Source organism: Roseibium album, from assembly GCF_965233825.1.
Lineage (GTDB): Bacteria > Pseudomonadota > Alphaproteobacteria > Rhizobiales > Stappiaceae > Roseibium > Roseibium album.
On the sequence record NZ_OZ247583.1, the window covers coordinates 4239950 to 4256480 of the forward strand.

Here is a 16531-nt window from a genome sequence, read left to right on the forward strand (position 1 = left end):
GGATCCCGCAAGGGTTTGTGTTTCTTTGGACGAAGACTGCGGCCTCAGGCAGCTTCCAGTTCCCGTGCCGATTGTACCAGGAGACCTGAAACATAATCCATGAAGGACACCCAGGCCTCGACGACGAAGGTATCGGTGCCCGTGCGCCAGACCATAACGGGAGACTTGTGAAAAATCGTCCGGGTGACGGTGCCGACCGGAAAGGTCTCGAGCGAAAAATCGATGAAGATGCCGGTATTGAGCAACCAGACCGCCTTTTCTCCGCTTACGATGACCGCCTCCGATCTTTCAGAGATATCGACCAGTGCATGAGGGTGGGACTCAAGTTTGCCTTCGATAGCATCGAAGGTTGCTTTCAGGTCGTCCGCCGGTGCCAGTAGCGTCCATTCATCTGGCCCCATCCAGAGCACAGCACGCGACTGCCCCGTGTTACAGGTCATCGGCCTGACCGGAAGTTCAACTCCGAAAGCTGATCCGGCATCTTTCAGCGTGGCCTCTCTTGCACGCAGGGACAACCGGGTGATTGGCGCAGCATTCAGCATAGAAACGCCGGGTTGGCTCAGGAGCGGTGCAGCGTCCGCGTCAGGCGTAATCAGATCGTTTGCCAGAGTGTCAGACATTGATCCGTGCTCCTTCCTTGTCATAAAACACGGGTCCGGTGATTTCGACCGGAATGCTTCCGTCCGGCATCGGTACGTACAGTGTCTTGCCGTCCAGCGCGTGACCATTCTTGACAATCGCCAGCGCAATGTTTCGGCCGAGCGCAGGACTGAAATAGGACGAGGTCACATGTCCCTCGGCAGGCGTTCCGGTCTCCGGATTTTCTGCCGACGTAACCTGCGCGCCTTCCTCGAGTTTCACTTGCGGATCCTTGGTGAACAATCCGACGAACTGCTTGCGATTCTCGGCAACAAGATCCGGCCTGTCCAGGCCGCGTTTGCCGACAAAATCCAGCTTCTTCTTGCCGATGGCCCAGGTCATCCCGGCATCCTGAGGCGTTACTGTGCCGTCTGTGTCCTGTCCGACGATGATGTAACCCTTTTCGGCACGAAGCACGTGCATCGTCTCTGTGCCGTACGTTGTGCCATTGTGTTTTTCGATTTCCTTTGCCAGCGTTTCCCACATCATCGTGCCATTCTGGCGCGAAACGTTGATCTCGAAACCGAGTTCACCGGTAAACGAAATCCGGAACAGTCGGCAGGGAACGCCGCAGAACGTCGCTTCCTTGACGCTCATATGCGGGAAAGCATCGTTTGAAAGATCGATACCTTCTATGAATGGGGCAATAACCTCGCGTGCCTTCGGTCCCTGAACCGCTGCAACGGCGAATTGCTCCGTTGTTGATGTAATCCAGACGTCGAGATCAGGCCATTCCGTCTGGAGATAGTCTTCCATCGTCGCAAAAACGTTCGGCGCACCGCCGGTCGTTGTCGTCACGTGGAACCTGTCTTCGGCAAGGCGGCCGATGACACCGTCGTCCGTGATGAAACCGGCGTCGTTCAGGAGCAGGCCGTAGCGGCAGCGGCCAGGCGCGAGTTTCTTCCAGGGATTGGTGTACATCCGTTCCAGGAATTCGGCAGCGTCCGGGCCAACGACTTCGATCTTGCCAAGGGTTGACGCGTCGAAAAGACCAACGCTGTCGCGAACCGTTTTGCACTCGCGCGCGACGGCGGCATGCATGTCCTCACCGCTCTTCGGGAAGTACCAGGTTCTTTTCCATTGGCCGACATCCTCGAAAACACCGCCATGTTCCACCACCCAGTCATGGGACGGGGTCTTGCGGACAGGATCAAAGAAATCACCCCGTGCGACGCCTGCAAAGACACCGAAAGTTGTCGGTGTATAAGGTTGCCGGAAAGTCGTCAGTCCCACATCCGTCATGGGTTTTTCTAGCGCTCCGGAGGCAATTTGAAGCGCGTTCATGTTGGAAAGGCGGCCCTGGTCGGTGGCCATGCCGGTTGTGGTGTAACGCTTGATATGCTCAATGGACTGCATACCTTCGCGCACGGCAAGTTTCACATCCTTGGCTGTCACGTCGTTCTGATAGTCGACGAACGCCTTGACCTTTGTCGCATTGCGGTCGTGTGGCAGTGCTCCGAGGGTACCGCCTTCGCCTGCCTCGCCGCCGCTTGAAGCGGCGTAGGTGATTTTGGCGGATTTTCCGATGGCAGCCTTGGCAGCTTCTTCACCGGCAGCATATCCGTCTTCCAGTGTGGCCTGCAGGCCGTAAAGGCCTTTGGCGCCTCCGGTAGAGCGTTCCTTCTGGACGGACTTGCCGGGAACGTATGCTCCCATGTCTGCATTCCAGACGACTTTGCCGCGGGATTGGGAATAGAGGCTGACGGTCGGTGTCCAGCCACCGGACATGAGCAGTGCATCACAGTCGATCTGACCTCCCGAGGCGACCTTGCCGGACGTCATCAATCGACCGATCAATGCCGACTTGACGCGCTTGCGTCCCAGCGTTCCCGTGACGACACAACCGGCTTCGACCCGGATACCCCGTGCCTTTGCTATCGATAGAAGGCTTTCCGGCGGTGTTTCGCGCATATCGACAATTACGGCGATCTCGACGCCATGGTCGGCAAGATCGAAGGCGGCTTGCCAAGCCGTGTCACATGCTGTCGTGACAACGACCTTGTGACCGACCTTGACACCGTATCGGTTGAGATAGGTCCGGCCGGCTTCGGCGAGCAGGATGCCCGGACGGTCGTTTTCCGGAAAGACCATGGGACGCTCGATGGCACCGGACGCAATGACGACCTCTTTCGCCCGGACCTGCCAAAGCCGTTCGCGCGGCAGTTTCGGATCAGGGCTGGACAGGTGTTCGGTGACCCGCTCAACGAGTGCGACGTAGTTGTGCGCGAAGTAACCGAACGCAGTGGTTCTTGTCAGAAGAGTGACGTTGTCCATCGCATCGAGCTTGGCGATTGCCTCTCCGGCCCACTCAGTGGGGGATTTGCCATCGATACTGGCGTTGACTTCACTTAGCAACGAGCCGCCGAATTCTGCCTGTTCGTCGCACAATATCACCTTCGCGCCTGTCTCCGCGGCAGCAAGAGCCGCCGTCAGGCCCGCCGGGCCTGATCCCGCAACAAGCACATCGCAATGAGCGTACAAGTTGCCGTAGAAATCGTGATCCGGATTTTTGGGCGGTTTTCCGAGACCTGCTGCGGACCGGATGACAGGTTCATAAACCTTGTCCCAGAACGATTTCGGCCACATGAAGGTCTTGTAGTAGAACCCGGCCGGAAAGAACATCGACAATCGGTCGTTGACTGCACCGATATCAAATCCGAGCGATGGAAACCGGTTCTGTGAAGTTGCTTCAAGGCCCTGGTAGAGCTCCACCTGCGTCGCGCGCAAGTTCGGGGTCTGGTCACCGTTCCGGTAAATGCCGACCAGCGCATTGGGCTCTTCGGAACCTGCTGTCAGGATCCCGCGCGGGCGGTGATACTTGAATGACCTGCCAACCAGATGAACACCGTTGGCAAGCAGGGCTGACGCGAGCGTATCGCCTTTGTGCCCGTGCATCTCCTCACCATCGAAAGTGAAGGTGAGTTGTTCGGCACGTTCGATCCGGCCGCCCTTTTCAGTACGGAATGGCTGGCTCATTTGCCGGCCTCCTTGGCAAGCGCTTCAAGGTCCGGCATCGGTTCTCCAGCCTTGTAGAATTTCAGAAACTTGTCACTGACGGTGTCACGCACGGCATTGAAGAAACGTCCGCAGCCGTGAATGTGACGCCAGCGTTCGGCATAGACGCCTTTGGTGTTGGCTCGCATATAGAGATAATTGACCCAGTCCTCGTCGCTTGTTTGTGAAGGATCCGAGGGCCGGGCGATATGCGCTTGACCACGGCAGGAAAACTCCGTTTCCGCCCGTTCGACATCGCAGTAGGGGCAATAAACCAGCAACATCTGATGAAAACTCCCCTTAGTGCGCGACGGCGGCGGCAGCCGCTTCGTCGATCAGACGTCCGGTGCGGAACCGGTCGATGGTGAAAGGTGCATTGATACGGTGCGGTTCGTCTTTTGCGATCGTGTGTGCAAAGACGTGACCTGAGCCCGGTGTTGCCTTGAAACCGCCTGTGCCCCAACCGCAGTTGACGTACAGTCCTGGAACCGGAGTTTTCGACAGGATTGGTGACCTGTCAGGTGTCACGTCCACGATACCACCCCAGTTGCGCAGCATGCGCATTCTGCGGAAATGCGGAAACAGTTCGCAGATTGCGTCAATGGTGTGATTGGTGATGTGAATGCCGCCCGTCTGAGAATAGGAGATGAACTGGTCCGTACCGGCACCGATCACCAGTTCGCCCTTGTCGGATTGCGATATATAGGCATGGATGGTGTTGGACATCACCACACATGGGAATGCCGGCTTGACCGGCTCGGAAACGAGCGCCTGCAGCGGATAGGACTCCAGCGGCATGCGGACCCCTGCCATATCCATGACGGTCGAGGTATGCCCGGCTGCCACGACACCGATCTTCTTCGCCTTGATGAAGCCCTTCGACGTTTCAACGCCTTCAACGGCGCCATCCTGGCCGCGCTTGATGCCCGTCACCGCGCAGTTCTGGATAATGTCGACACCGAGATCGTCGGCACCGCGTGCGTACCCCCAGGCAACTGCGTCGTGCCGCGCCGTTCCACCGACGCGCTGAAGAGCCGCTCCCATGACGGGATAGCGAATGTTCTTGGAAATGTTGAGCGGCGGGCAATATTCCCTGGCTTGTTCGGGTGTCAGCCATTCGTTCTGCACACCCGCAAGCCGGTTTGCATGAATATGCCGTTGGGCGACCTGGACGTCGTGGACGGTGTGCGCGAGCATCATGACACCGCGCGACGAATACATGACGTTGTAGTTCAGGTCTTGTGACAGTCCTTGCCACAATCCGATCGCGTGATTGTAGAGTGCAGCGCTTTCTTCCCAGAGATAATTCGAACGCACGATCGTCGTGTTTCGACCTGTGTTGCCACCTCCGAGCCAGCCCTTCTCAATGACCGCAACGTTGCGGATACCGTGTTGCTTGGCGAGATAGTAGGCGGTGGCAAGGCCATGGCCGCCTGCGCCGACGATCACGACATCGTATTCGGCCTTTGGCTCTGGTGATCGCCACTGGCGTCCCCAGTTCTGGTGCGCGGAAAAGGCGTTTTTCGCCAGTTCCAGAAAGGAATAACGCTTCATGAAGCAGCGGCTCCGCACGTTTCAGGCCGGTTTCCTGCGGATCTAGCAAGAGTGTTGCCTAACTTGTTGAGGTTTGAGATCGCTACCATAACCACGGGGTCAGGGACGGTCTATTGCCGGGCATATTCATGTTTGCGCCGCAACTTGCGTATCAGGTTTCGGTCGCTTGTTTGTCAGAATACGACATAGGTGTCGCGTACGATCTGAACCGGTGGAAAAAGTGGACCAAAAACGGGCGAACCGAATAGCATTGCACGCGCTGGACCGGAAAATTTCGCTCGAATTGTTGCTGATTTGCGCATTCCCTATAACAAAGGTCGTTTCGGTTCTTGCATTTGAAACATTGGGCGGTAACTCTCCCGGAAAGATCAAACAGGGGAGAACCTTCCATGGAAGTTCGTGCAGCTGTAGCCGTAGGCGCCGGAAAACCGCTTGAAGTCACAACGGTAAACCTTGAGGGACCGCGCGCTTTCGAAGTGCTGGTGGAAGTAAAAGCCACCGGCATCTGTCATACCGACGAGTTCACCTTGTCGGGGGCCGATCCGGAAGGTCTTTTCCCGGCAATTCTCGGGCACGAGGGAGCCGGCGTGGTGGTTGAAGTCGGCCCTGGTGTCACGTCGTTGAAACCGGGCGATCATGTTATTCCGCTTTACACGCCGGAATGCCGGAATTGCGAATATTGCCTCAATCCGAAAACCAACCTCTGTCAGGCGATCCGCTCGACCCAGGGGCAGGGCCTGATGCCCGACGGGTCTTCGCGTTTCACGACGCTGGATGGAGATCCGATCCTGCACTACATGGGAACCTCAACATTCGCCAACTACACGGTCGTGCCAGAAATTGCGTTAGCGAAGATCCGTCCGGACGCGCCGTTCGACAAGGTTTGCTACATCGGTTGCGGCGTCACGACAGGGATCGGTGCTGTCATCAATACCGCGAAGGTCGAACAAGGCTCGCGGGCCATCGTATTCGGGCTCGGCGGCATTGGGCTCAACGTTATCCAGGGCTTGCGTCTTGCAGGAGCCGACCAGATCGTTGGCGTCGACCTCAATCCTGCGAAAATTGAAATGGCGACACGCTTCGGCATGACCGATTTCGTCAATCCGGCCGAGGTTGAAGGAGATCTGGTGCCTTATCTGGTCAATCTGACCAAAGGCGGTGCCGACTACACATTTGATGCCACCGGAAACGTTCAGGTCATGCGTACCGCACTTGAAGCTGCGCACAAGGGTTGGGGCGAGAGCATCATCATCGGTGTTGCGCCGGCAGGCGCTGAAATTGCGACCCGCCCGTTCCAGCTGGTTACCGGCCGTGTCTGGAGGGGAACGGCCTTCGGAGGTGCTCGGGGACGAACAGACGTGCCGAAGATTGTCGATTGGTACATGGACGGGAAAGTCGAGATCGATCCGATGATCACTCACACGATGCCGCTCGAAGACATCAACAAGGGCTTCGACCTGATGCACGCGGGCGAGTCGATCCGTTCCGTTGTCGTCTATTGATTACTCCGGGCTGAAAATCTTTTTTGGACTTTCCCCCCGGTTTACACCGCTGCAGGGACGGCGGAGACCGGCGGAGGGAAACAACGCAAGACGCCAAGCGTGTTCCTTGGCGTCTTCCACATTCTTAAATCGGTGGGAATTTCATGAAAACCATTTCCGAGAACAAGGCTTTTGGCGGCGTTCAGGGCGTCTACACCCATATGTCAGATGCGTGTGGCTGCGAGATGACTTTTGCCGTCTATCTGCCGCCACAGGCCCAGGAAGGACCGGTGCCGTGCCTATGGTATCTTTCAGGATTGACCTGCACGCATGAGAACGCCATGACCAAGGCTGGAATGCAGGCGCATGCTGCCGAGTTTGGTCTGGCTATTGTTTTCCCCGATACCAGTCCCCGTGGCGATGATATCGCCAATGATGATGCTTACGATCTTGGGCAAGGAGCGGGTTTTTACGTCAATGCAACCGAGGCGCCCTGGGGGCCGCATTTCCAGATGGAAACCTATATCGCAAGCGAACTTCGCGATCTCGTCACCGAGAATTTCGCAGTTTCCGTTCACCACGGTATCACCGGACACTCCATGGGTGGACACGGTGCGCTGACGCTTGCAATGAAGTATCCCGGTCACTACCAGTCGCTTTCCGCGTTTGCTCCAATTTCCAATCCGGCAAACTCTGACTGGGGAAGGAAGCAGCTCGGCGCTTATCTGGGGGCTGACGAAACACTCTGGCCAGCCCATGACGCATCAATGCTGCTGCGAGACAAGGGATGGGTCGGCGACGTGCTTGTGGACCAAGGAGCCGATGACCAGTTTTTCGACCTGTTGAAAGCCAGTGCATTGTCGGACGCCCTGATCGAAACAAAAACGGCACATTGCTACCGGCTACAGGAAGGTTACGACCACTCCTACTATTTCGTGTCAACTTTTGCCCGCGACCACGTTGCCTGGCACGCTGAGCGGTTGAAAGGCTGAAAGCAGGATATCGGAGATATCAGGATTGCCGCGGCACGACGCGTAGCGCTCCAAGGGCCAGGGCAATCCAGCTGACAATCAAAAGCATCCCACCGATCGGAGCAGCCATCGGAAACAATCCATCGCCGAGCAAGGCGTTTGTGATGAGGTCGCCACAAAACAGGATCAATCCCGTTGCCATGCTCAGTGTTGTAAAGGGAAGAATCAGTACTTGTCGTATCTGCGAAAGAACGCCGATGCCGAGAAACACCGGGGCATGAAACAGCAGCATCTGGGCCGCAGTTTCAAGCGAAGCCGAAATGCCGGAATGTGCCGATAGCGCAAGCGTGACGATGCCAACCGCTCCAGCTATGCCGCTCAACACGAGACAAAAACGCAGCAGTCCTGCGGTTGGTTCAGGCGGTGGCGCCATGGGTTTTATCATTTTTCGATCCCAAATCTCTGAAACCGGCCGGTTGATCACTGGCCGGTCGATATTCAGGCCGCAAATCCGCGTTTTTTCAAGAGGGCGTCGATTTTCGGCGCGCGCCCTCTGAAGGCCTTGTAGGTTTCTTCAGGATCCGGACGCCCTCCAGCGGAGTATATATGCGTCAGCAAACGGTCCGCCGTCTCTTCATCAAAAATGTCTCCAGCCTCCTTGAAAGCGCCAAACGCATCGGCATCCATCACCTCCGACCACATGTAACTGTAGTACCCGGCTGAATAACCATCTCCGGAAAAGACATGTTGAAAATGAGGAATCCGGTGACGCATCGTGATCGCATTGGGCATTCCGATCTTGCCGAGTTCCGCTTTTTCGTAAGCAGCGATGTCAATCTCGTCCGGCGAATCCAGAAGATGCAGTTCCAGATCGATCAACGCGGATGCCGTGTATTCGACAGTTGCGAAACCCTGGTTGAAATTCGCGGCAGCAAGCAGTTTGTCCAGCAGGTCCGTCGGCATTTTCTCACCGGTCTTGTAATGTGTCGCGAATTTCGAAAGGACTTCCGGTTCCGAGAGCCAATGTTCGTACAGTTGTGACGGCAACTCGACGAAATCGCGGGCAACACTCGTTCCAGATATCATCGGGTAGGTCACGTCTGAAAGCAGTCCGTGCAAACCATGGCCGAACTCGTGGAAGAGCGTTCGGGCGTCATCGAATGTGAGCAGAGTGGCTTCTCCAGGAGCGCCCTTGGAAAAATTCATTACGTTGACGATGATCGGCGCAACGTTACCGTTCAGCTTGTGTTGTGACCGGAAGCCGGACATCCAGGCACCCGAACGTTTCGAAGGCCTGGCGAAATAGTCACCCAAAAACAGACCGACATGTTGTCCGGACGGGTCCAGAACTTCAAAGACCCGGACGTCGGGATGATAAACCGGAATGTCGTCGAGTTCCCTGAATGTAACCCCAAACAGCCGTGTCGCGGTGTCGAAGGCTGCCTGTATCATGCTGTCGAGTTGCAGATAGGGTTTCAGCTCTGTTTCATCGAGGTCGTGTTCTTCTTTGCGCACATTCTCGGAATAAAAACGCCAGTCCCATGCTTCAATCGTGTGATTCTCGCCATCATTCGCCGCCATTTTCGAAAGCTTCTGTTCTTCAGCGCGCGCTTGTGCGGCAGCCGGTTCCCAGACTTTTGTCAACAGGTCGCGTACATTGTCGGGCGTTTTGGCCATCGTGTCGTCGAGCTTGAATGCAGCAAAATTTTCAAAACCAAGCAGTTTTGCCTTCTCAGATCGAAGTGCGAGCGTTTCGGTGATGATCCTTGCGTTGTTTGTTTCTCCTTCAAGTTCTCCTCGTGCGCTCCATGCATTGAAAGCCTCTTCGCGCAGTCTCCTGTTGGTTGAAAACTGCAGGAAGGGTTCGATACTGGATCGTGAAAGCGTGATGACGTGTTTGCCGTCATGCCCGCGTTCACGTGCCGCCTCTGCCGCAGCCGTCAACAGAAAGTCTGGAAGACCCGCACGGTCTTCTTCCGTCTCAAGAACCAGCTGATAGTCCGACTCATCTCTCAGGATGTTTTGGGAAAACTGCGTGCCGAGTGTTGCAAGGCGTTGCGAAATCTCGGCGATACGGGATTTCCCGTTTTCGTCGAGACCGGCACCGGCGCGCTGGAACATCATGTGATAGCGTTCCAGAACCTTCGCGTCCTCGGTGTTCAGGCCGAGCGTTTCCCGTTGGTTCCAGAGTTCGGCGATACGCTCAAAGAGCTTTTCGTTCAAAAGCATGTCGGACGAATGCCTGGCAAGCTTTGGTGCAATGTCGCGCTCGATCTGTTGAAGCGTCTCGTTCGTGTCCGCACTCGTGAGGTTGAAAAAGGTACGGGCCACCTTCGTCAGCCGTTCACCTGATTTTTCAAGTGCGGCAATCGTATTCCCGAAGTCTGGTCGATCCGACTGTTTCGCGATTGCGTCGCTTTCCGCTTTTGCTTCAGCCATCGCCGTCTCGAAGGCCTCTTCAAAGTGTTCCGGCTTGATTTTGTCGAATGGCGGTAGCTCAAACGGGGTGGTCCAGTCTGTGAGCAGCGGATTTGTGGTCATGTGGGATCTCTTGTTCCGATTTGCGGTGTGTGGACCAGATATGGCGCGCTGGATGCGTTATTCCAAGACTTGTCACCACATGCTTTTAGCTGCACGTGCTGGCCATTCCGCGTCGTAGCTCCTGCCATCGAAACTCGACTTGACTTCCTGCATGATCATTCCGGCAGAGGGGAGGTCGCCCTGCGAAATTTGGCTGTCCGGGTTCCAGAGCCCAGCCCGCATGATCGCGCGCGCGCATTGAAAATATACAGATTCAATTGTGACAACGACTACCGAGCGCGGTTGGTGTGTTTCGCGCTCGAAGGAGAGGAGGAGGGCCGGATCAACCGATAGAACAGCCTTGCCATTGATCCGTAGAACATTGTTCCAGCCTGGCACCATGAACATCAATGCCACGCGAGGGTCCCGGACGATGTTTCGGAGTGAATCGATGCGGTTGTTGCCGCGACGGTCCGGCAGCAACAGTGTCTTGTTGTCCTGGATTCGGACAACACAGCCCTCATCGCCGCGAGGCGAGCAATCCAGTCCCTCCGGTCCGCACGTTGCCAGGGTGCAGAACGATGATGCCTCGACGATTTTGCGATACGCGGGACTCAGCGAATCAATCTCCTTGATAAGAGAGGCCTCGCCGACGACACCATAGTGATCATGCAGCTCATCAAGAGTGGAAATTACAGCCATATGAGATTGTCCTGTTGTCGAAATTGGCGGGAATGGAGATGTTGTTGCACACTTAATGTGCAGGCAGTTACGCGTCAAATTCAACGAATACAACCGGAAGGGTACGGTCCCGTGCAACTTTGGTCTAAGTGGCTGAAGACATTTCCATTTTCAGTCAACTGGCCGTCGATATATTGCACTGCCAAATTTCGATTGAATAACGTATTGTTTAGTTTTCGAAAAAGCGATGTTGCATCGCAATATTATTACAGATTGAGGGTCGAATTGAAGCTGCGAATACTTCGAAAGTCTAATGATGCGAAAAGTAGATGCGATCCGATAGTCGTATTGCTGATTTGTAAGGACTTTTTCTACAGTCCCCGAAGCTTGCGATTTTGGCGTTGAGGAGCCGGTCTCCCGGTCGGGGAACAGTCCAGAATTGCGAGCGGCTGTACAGCTATCGCAGGTGCGTCCGACGGGGGCGTGCCGTGCCTTTCTGGGAGGAAAGTATGAGCTTAATTCGTAAACCCCTTAATCGTCGTTCAATTCTGCGCGCTGGCGCGGTTGGCGGAGCCGCGTTGGCAACACCTACCATTTTCACCAGCAAGGTCTGGTCCGCAGGGTATTTGAATGAGCCGACCGGCGCTGAAGTTATTCTCGGATTCAATGTCCCGCAAACCGGCGCCTACGCCGACGAAGGGGCCGACGAACTGCGTGCCTATCAACTGGCCGTGAAACACCTGAACGGTGAAGGCGACGGCGGCATGCTGAACACCTTCAGTTCAAAGGCGTTGCAGGGCAACGGTGTGAACGGCAAGAAGGTTGCCTATGTGACGGGCGACACCCAGACAAAGTCTGACGCTGCGCGCGCATCCGCAAAACGCATGATTGAAAAAGATGGTGCGGTCATGATCACGGGCGGTTCGTCCTCCGGTGTTGCGATTGCGGTGCAGTCTCTTTGCCAGGAAGCCGGCGTCATTTTCATGGCCGGTCTGACGCACTCCAATGACACGACCGGCAAGGACAAGCGCAAGAACGGGTTCCGCCACTTCTTCAATACGGAAATGTCGGGCGCGGCCCTGGCTCCGGTGCTGAAGAATGCATTCGGAACCGACCGAACTGCCTATCACCTGACCGCCGACTACACCTGGGGTTGGTCCCAGGAAGGGTCGATCAAGAAATACACCGAAGGAATGGGCTGGAACACGGCAGCAGCCGTCCGCACGCCGCTTGGCGCGGGCGACTTCTCGCAGTACATCACGCCTGTGTTGAATTCCGGTGCCGACGTTCTGGTTCTCAACCACTACGGCAAGGACATGGTGAATTCGCTGACTCAGGCGGTTCAGTTCGGTCTTCGGGACAAACAGGTCAACGGCAAGGATTTTGCGATCGTTGTTCCGCTGTATTCCCGTTTGATGGCTCAAGGTGCCGGTGAAAACGTCAAGGGGATCTTCGGATCCACCAACTGGCACTGGTCCTTGCAGGACGAAGGCTCAAAGGCGTTCGTCAAGTCCTTTGGCCAGGAATACGGCTTCCCGCCGAGCCAGGCTGCCCATACCACCTATTGTCAGGCACTGCTCTATGCGGATGCCGCGCAGCGGGCCGGTACCTTCGAGCCTTGTGCTCTGGCAGCCGCTCTGGAAGGCTTCGAGTTCGACGGCATGGGCAATGGTCCGACACTTTATCGTGCGGAAGACCACCAGTGCTTCAAGGATGTTCTGGTTGTGAAGGGTAAGGAAAACCCGAGCTCTCAGTTCGACGTTCTCGAAGTTGTGGAAGTTACCCCGCGTTCGCAGGTTGAATATCCTGCTGAAATGCTCGGTGGTGAACTCGGCGCGTGTAACAACGGCGCATAAAGCCATGAATAAAACAGCCGCCGGAGGCCCGGCCACCGGCGGCTGTTGTATTTCTGTGGCAGGGGTGCAGAAACTGGCGGCGAAACTATGGATGTGATTCTTCTACAATTGCTCAACGGGCTGGATAAGGGCGGGGCGTACGCGCTGATTGCTCTTGGACTGACCCTGATTTTCGGGACCTTGGGGGTCGTCAACTTTGCCCACGGGGCATTGTTCATGCTTGGCGCATTCTGTGCGGTGTCCTTCAATGCACTGCTCGGTCTGGAAGTGGTTACGGTCGATGAAACCCAAACCACGGCCTGGGGAACGCCGCTTGAAGTCAGGACCCCTTATGTCGAAGCTTATCTTGGCGATTTCGGCGCCTGGATCCTGAACTACTCTGTGCCGGTTTCAATCCTGATAGCCATACCTGTGATGCTGCTCGTCGGCTTCGTCATGGAACGTGGCCTGATCAAGCATTTTTACAAGCGTGCGCACGCTGACCAAATCCTGGTCACCTTCGGCCTTGCCATCGTTCTACAGGAAATCATCAAGTCGATTTACGGCGCCAACCCGATACCTCAAGCCGCGCCGGTTGCAGTGCGCGGTGCAGCCGATATCGGCGCGCTGTTTGGGTTTGATCCGGGAGTGATTGTTTATCCCTACTGGCGCATGGTCTACCTGGCATTTGCCGGAGTGATGATTGCTGGAGTGTTTGCATTCCTGCAATTCACGACTTTCGGAATGGTTGTCAGGGCGGGAATGGCAGATCGAGACACTGTTGGACTGCTTGGCATCAACATCGAGCGCCGTTTTACGATCGTCTTTGCCATCGCTGCGGTTGTCGCCGGGCTTGCAGGCGTGATGTATACGCCGATCCTGCCACCGGACTATCACATGGGAATGGACTTCCTCGTGCTAAGTTTTGTTGTTGTTGTGGTTGGTGGAATGGGCTCTCTTTCCGGCGCCGTCCTGGCCGGGTTTTTGCTCGGAATTTTGCAGTCCTTCGCTTCCATGAACGAGGTTAAGGCGATCTTTCCCGGTATCGACCAGATCATTATTTACCTCGTAGCGGTGATTGTCCTCCTCGTGCGTCCACGTGGATTGATGGGCCGTAAGGGCGTCATGGAGAACTAAGAACATGGTTACAAAAATTTCTCCTGCCCGCGACTATCTCCTGTTTGGCGTATTTGCCATCGCGGTTCTGACGATGCCCGTGTGGCTCGCGCCGATCGGGGCCGGATATCCGGACCTGCTGCAGAAGTTTGCAATCTTCGGGCTTTTCGCCACCGGCTTCAATTTGCTGTTCGGACTGACCGGATATCTGTCCTTCGGCCACGCGGCCTTTCTTGGAGTTGGTTCCTATACTGCTGTCTGGTCTTTCAAGTTGCTGGGCATGAACCCGATTCCCGCTGCCATTCTGGCGGTTGTGACGTCAGGTGTCTTTGCGCTGGCAATTGGATATGTCTCCCTGCGCAGATCTGGCATCTACTTTTCCATCCTGACGCTTGCCTTTGCACAGATGTCCTACAATCTGGCCTATTCCGTGCTGACACCTATCACCAACGGTGAAACCGGTCTGCGCGTCCTGGAATCCGATCCGAGGTTGTTCGACAGCTCGGCCAATGCCGACGGCCCGCTGATTTCCAACCTGTTCGGGATTGAAATGACGGGTTATGCGGGGTTCTATTTCTGCGCCATTGTGCTGCTGATCGGTTTCTTCATTGCGCAACGAATATTCCGCTCGCCGTTCGGCATCATGTTGCGTGCCGTCAAGACCAATCAGAACAGAATGAACTACACGGGGCTCAATCCGCGTCCCTACACGCTTGCCGCATTCGTGATATCAGGCATGTATGCAGGTCTGGCTGGCGCCTTGATGTGCATCACGGACCCGCTCGCCGGTGCCGAACGCATGCAATGGACCGCATCGGGTGAGGTGGTGCTGATGACAATCCTTGGCGGAGCCGGCACGTTGCTCGGTCCGATTCTCGGTGCTGCGCTCATCAAGTATTTCGAAAACATCTTTTCCGCATTCAACGAACAGACCCTGCACGAAGTATTCAGTTTCTTGCCGGACTTTCTGGAATATCCTGTCGTTTCCGTTGCGGGCCTGTTTGTCGGTGAAGGCTGGCACTTGACCCTCGGTGTCTTGTTCATGCTGATCGTGATTTTTCTGCCGGGAGGCATCATGGAAGGCGTTTCCAGGATCGGGCGTTTGTTCAAACGTTCGTCTTCCAAAGCCGAACCGAGCGGTGCGACCGCCCCAGCTGAGTAAGGAACAAGAGACATGGAAATCTTGCGCGTAGAGGGCGTGAACAAATCGTTCGGAGGCTTGAGAGCCCTCAACAATGTGAACTTTTCCGTAGAAGAGGGAACCGTTCAGGCCATCATCGGCCCGAACGGCGCCGGTAAGTCGACATTCCTGAACTGCATGATCGGACGTCTTGCTCCGGACACCGGAACCGTGATGTTCGGCGACATATCGCTCACGGGAATGAAACCCTACGAGATCAATCAGGTCGGTGTATCCCGCGTCTTTCAGACGCCGGAAATATTCTCCGAATTGTCATTGATCGAGAACATCATGATTCCGACCATGGCCAAACGGGATGGATCGTTTGCGCTTCATGCCTTCAAGCGCCTGGATCAGGATGCCGAGGTCCGCGACAAGGCACTCCATATGCTGGAGGACGTCGGCCTGGTGGAAAAAAGGGACGACATATCAGGGTCTTTGTCACGAGGTGACAAGAGGAGGCTGGAACTCGCAATGTGCCTCTCGCAAGATCCGAAGCTTCTGTTGCTCGACGAACCGACCGCGGGAATGTCCCGCGCGGATACGAACAACACGATCGATTTGTTGAAGCGGATTGGCGATCGGGGAATCACCAAGGTGGTTATCGAACACGACATGCATGTTGTTTTCTCGCTGGCCGAGAAAGTAACTGTTCTGGCCCAGGGGGCGATTATCGCCGAAGGCAAGCCGGAAGAGATCAAGGGTGATCCGCGCGTGCAGGAAGCCTATCTGGGAGGAGCACACCTGTGACCATTCTCGAAGATCAGTTTGCCGGAAAAACGGCACCGTCCGTGAAACCGCAAAAAGCGCGGGGAACGGCGCCGGCATTTTTCTCGGCCTGGGACCTGCACTCCTACTATGGTGAAAGTTACATCGTGCAGGGTGTCAGCTTTGACGTCCGCGAAGGCGAGATTCTGGCGCTTCTTGGGCGCAACGGGGCGGGCAAGACCTCAACATTGCGCACAATCGCGCGCATGGATGATCCCAACCTGACCCATGGCGAGATCTGGCTCGATCACCAGCCCCTTCACGACATGAAAAGCTATCAGGCATCACGCGTCGGCGTCGGTCTGGTTCCCGAGGACCGACGGATCATTCCGGGCCTGACGGTTCAGGAGAACCTTGAACTCTCCCAGATCGCAGAACCGAAGGGTTGGTCGATTGACAGGATCTATGATCACTTTCCAAGGTTGGCGGAGCGCCGACTTCAGGAGGCTGTCACGCTTTCGGGCGGCGAGCAGCAGATGCTGGCGGTCGCACGGATCCTGGCCCGGGATATCAAACTCTTCCTTCTGGACGAACCGTACGAAGGCCTTGCCCCGGTGATCGTGCAGGAAATTGAACGCATTCTTGAAGGTGTCAAGGAACTTGGCATCACGACCATTATCGTCGAGCAGAATGCGATCGCCGCGCTGCATCTGGCCGACCGCGCGGTCATTCTCGACATGGGTGAAGTTGTTTTTGACGGCACCGCGCAGGAAGTACTCGACAACGCGGAGCTACGTCAGGAATATCTGGCTATCTGAGTTTGTCTGTTTGGGAACAAAAGCCCGGTGCATT

Annotated in this window: 14 protein-coding genes; 7 read left to right on the forward strand and 7 right to left on the reverse strand. The window is 55.9% G+C overall.

From position 1 onward, the window contains the following. Positions 1-44 precede the first annotated feature (44 nt). The 4 genes from ACO6TI_RS19360 to ACO6TI_RS19375 are packed head-to-tail and all read right to left on the reverse strand — an operon-like array spanning position 45 to position 5187. On the reverse strand, positions 45-620 hold the full coding sequence (locus ACO6TI_RS19360) for a sarcosine oxidase subunit gamma (RefSeq protein ID WP_422383126.1): 576 nt from the start codon (positions 618-620) through the stop codon (positions 45-47). Further along, a complete protein-coding gene (locus ACO6TI_RS19365; protein ID WP_422383127.1) occupies positions 613-3615 on the reverse strand; it encodes a sarcosine oxidase subunit alpha family protein in 3003 nt (1000 codons plus the stop codon). Before ACO6TI_RS19365 ends, ACO6TI_RS19360 begins: the two co-directional genes overlap by 8 nt. Next, positions 3612-3917, reverse strand: a complete 306-nt coding sequence (locus ACO6TI_RS19370) for a sarcosine oxidase subunit delta (protein ID WP_108872532.1) — start codon at positions 3915-3917, stop codon at positions 3612-3614. Before ACO6TI_RS19370 ends, ACO6TI_RS19365 begins: the two co-directional genes overlap by 4 nt. A gap of 16 nt (positions 3918-3933) precedes the next feature. Continuing rightward, complete coding sequence (locus tag ACO6TI_RS19375) at positions 3934-5187, reverse strand: sarcosine oxidase subunit beta family protein (RefSeq protein ID WP_029066045.1); 1254 nt, start codon at positions 5185-5187, stop codon at positions 3934-3936. A gap of 389 nt (positions 5188-5576) precedes the next feature. Between ACO6TI_RS19375 and ACO6TI_RS19380 the strand changes: the two genes are divergently transcribed. Further along, positions 5577-6689, forward strand: coding sequence for an S-(hydroxymethyl)glutathione dehydrogenase/class III alcohol dehydrogenase (locus ACO6TI_RS19380; RefSeq protein WP_055118204.1), 1113 nt, complete (start codon positions 5577-5579; stop codon positions 6687-6689). A 143-nt stretch (positions 6690-6832) separates the two neighbouring features. Beyond that, positions 6833-7660 carry an S-formylglutathione hydrolase gene (gene fghA, locus ACO6TI_RS19385; protein ID WP_104705447.1) on the forward strand — a complete coding sequence of 276 codons (828 nt, stop codon included), beginning with the start codon at positions 6833-6835 and terminating at the stop codon, positions 7658-7660. Between the two features lie 19 nt (positions 7661-7679). Here fghA and ACO6TI_RS19390 read toward each other — a convergent pair whose 3' ends face one another. The 3 genes from ACO6TI_RS19390 to ACO6TI_RS19400 form a co-directional block, all read right to left on the reverse strand. Further along, entirely contained in the window at positions 7680-8084 is a 405-nt protein-coding gene (locus ACO6TI_RS19390; RefSeq protein WP_422383128.1) for a DUF423 domain-containing protein, read from the reverse strand. Positions 8085-8137: 53 nt separating this feature from the next. Continuing rightward, the gene (locus ACO6TI_RS19395; RefSeq protein WP_422383129.1) at positions 8138-10180 is read right to left on the reverse strand and encodes a M3 family metallopeptidase; all 2043 of its coding nucleotides are present in this window, start codon (positions 10178-10180) and stop codon (positions 8138-8140) included. 72 nt (positions 10181-10252) lie between these two features. Then, on the reverse strand, positions 10253-10861 hold the full coding sequence (locus ACO6TI_RS19400; RefSeq protein WP_422383130.1) for a pyridoxamine 5'-phosphate oxidase family protein: 609 nt from the start codon (positions 10859-10861) through the stop codon (positions 10253-10255). Positions 10862-11349: 488 nt separating this feature from the next. On the opposite strand from ACO6TI_RS19400, the gene ACO6TI_RS19405 reads away from it, so the two are divergent. The 5 genes from ACO6TI_RS19405 to ACO6TI_RS19425 all read left to right on the forward strand — a co-directional run bounded on the left by ACO6TI_RS19405 (position 11350) and on the right by ACO6TI_RS19425 (position 16497). Continuing rightward, on the forward strand, positions 11350-12696 hold the full coding sequence (locus tag ACO6TI_RS19405; protein WP_029066038.1) for a substrate-binding protein: 1347 nt from the start codon (positions 11350-11352) through the stop codon (positions 12694-12696). Positions 12697-12783: 87 nt separating this feature from the next. Beyond that, entirely contained in the window at positions 12784-13812 is a 1029-nt protein-coding gene (locus tag ACO6TI_RS19410) for a branched-chain amino acid ABC transporter permease (RefSeq protein WP_055118196.1), read from the forward strand. A gap of 4 nt (positions 13813-13816) precedes the next feature. Further along, on the forward strand, positions 13817-14953 hold the full coding sequence (locus tag ACO6TI_RS19415) for a branched-chain amino acid ABC transporter permease (protein WP_104705444.1): 1137 nt from the start codon (positions 13817-13819) through the stop codon (positions 14951-14953). A 12-nt stretch (positions 14954-14965) separates the two neighbouring features. Further along, positions 14966-15721, forward strand: coding sequence for an ABC transporter ATP-binding protein (locus tag ACO6TI_RS19420; RefSeq protein WP_055118192.1), 756 nt, complete (start codon positions 14966-14968; stop codon positions 15719-15721). Continuing rightward, entirely contained in the window at positions 15718-16497 is a 780-nt protein-coding gene (locus ACO6TI_RS19425) for an ABC transporter ATP-binding protein (RefSeq protein ID WP_055118190.1), read from the forward strand. The genes ACO6TI_RS19420 and ACO6TI_RS19425 overlap by 4 nt, the downstream gene beginning before the upstream one ends. Positions 16498-16531: the final 34 nt, after the last annotated feature.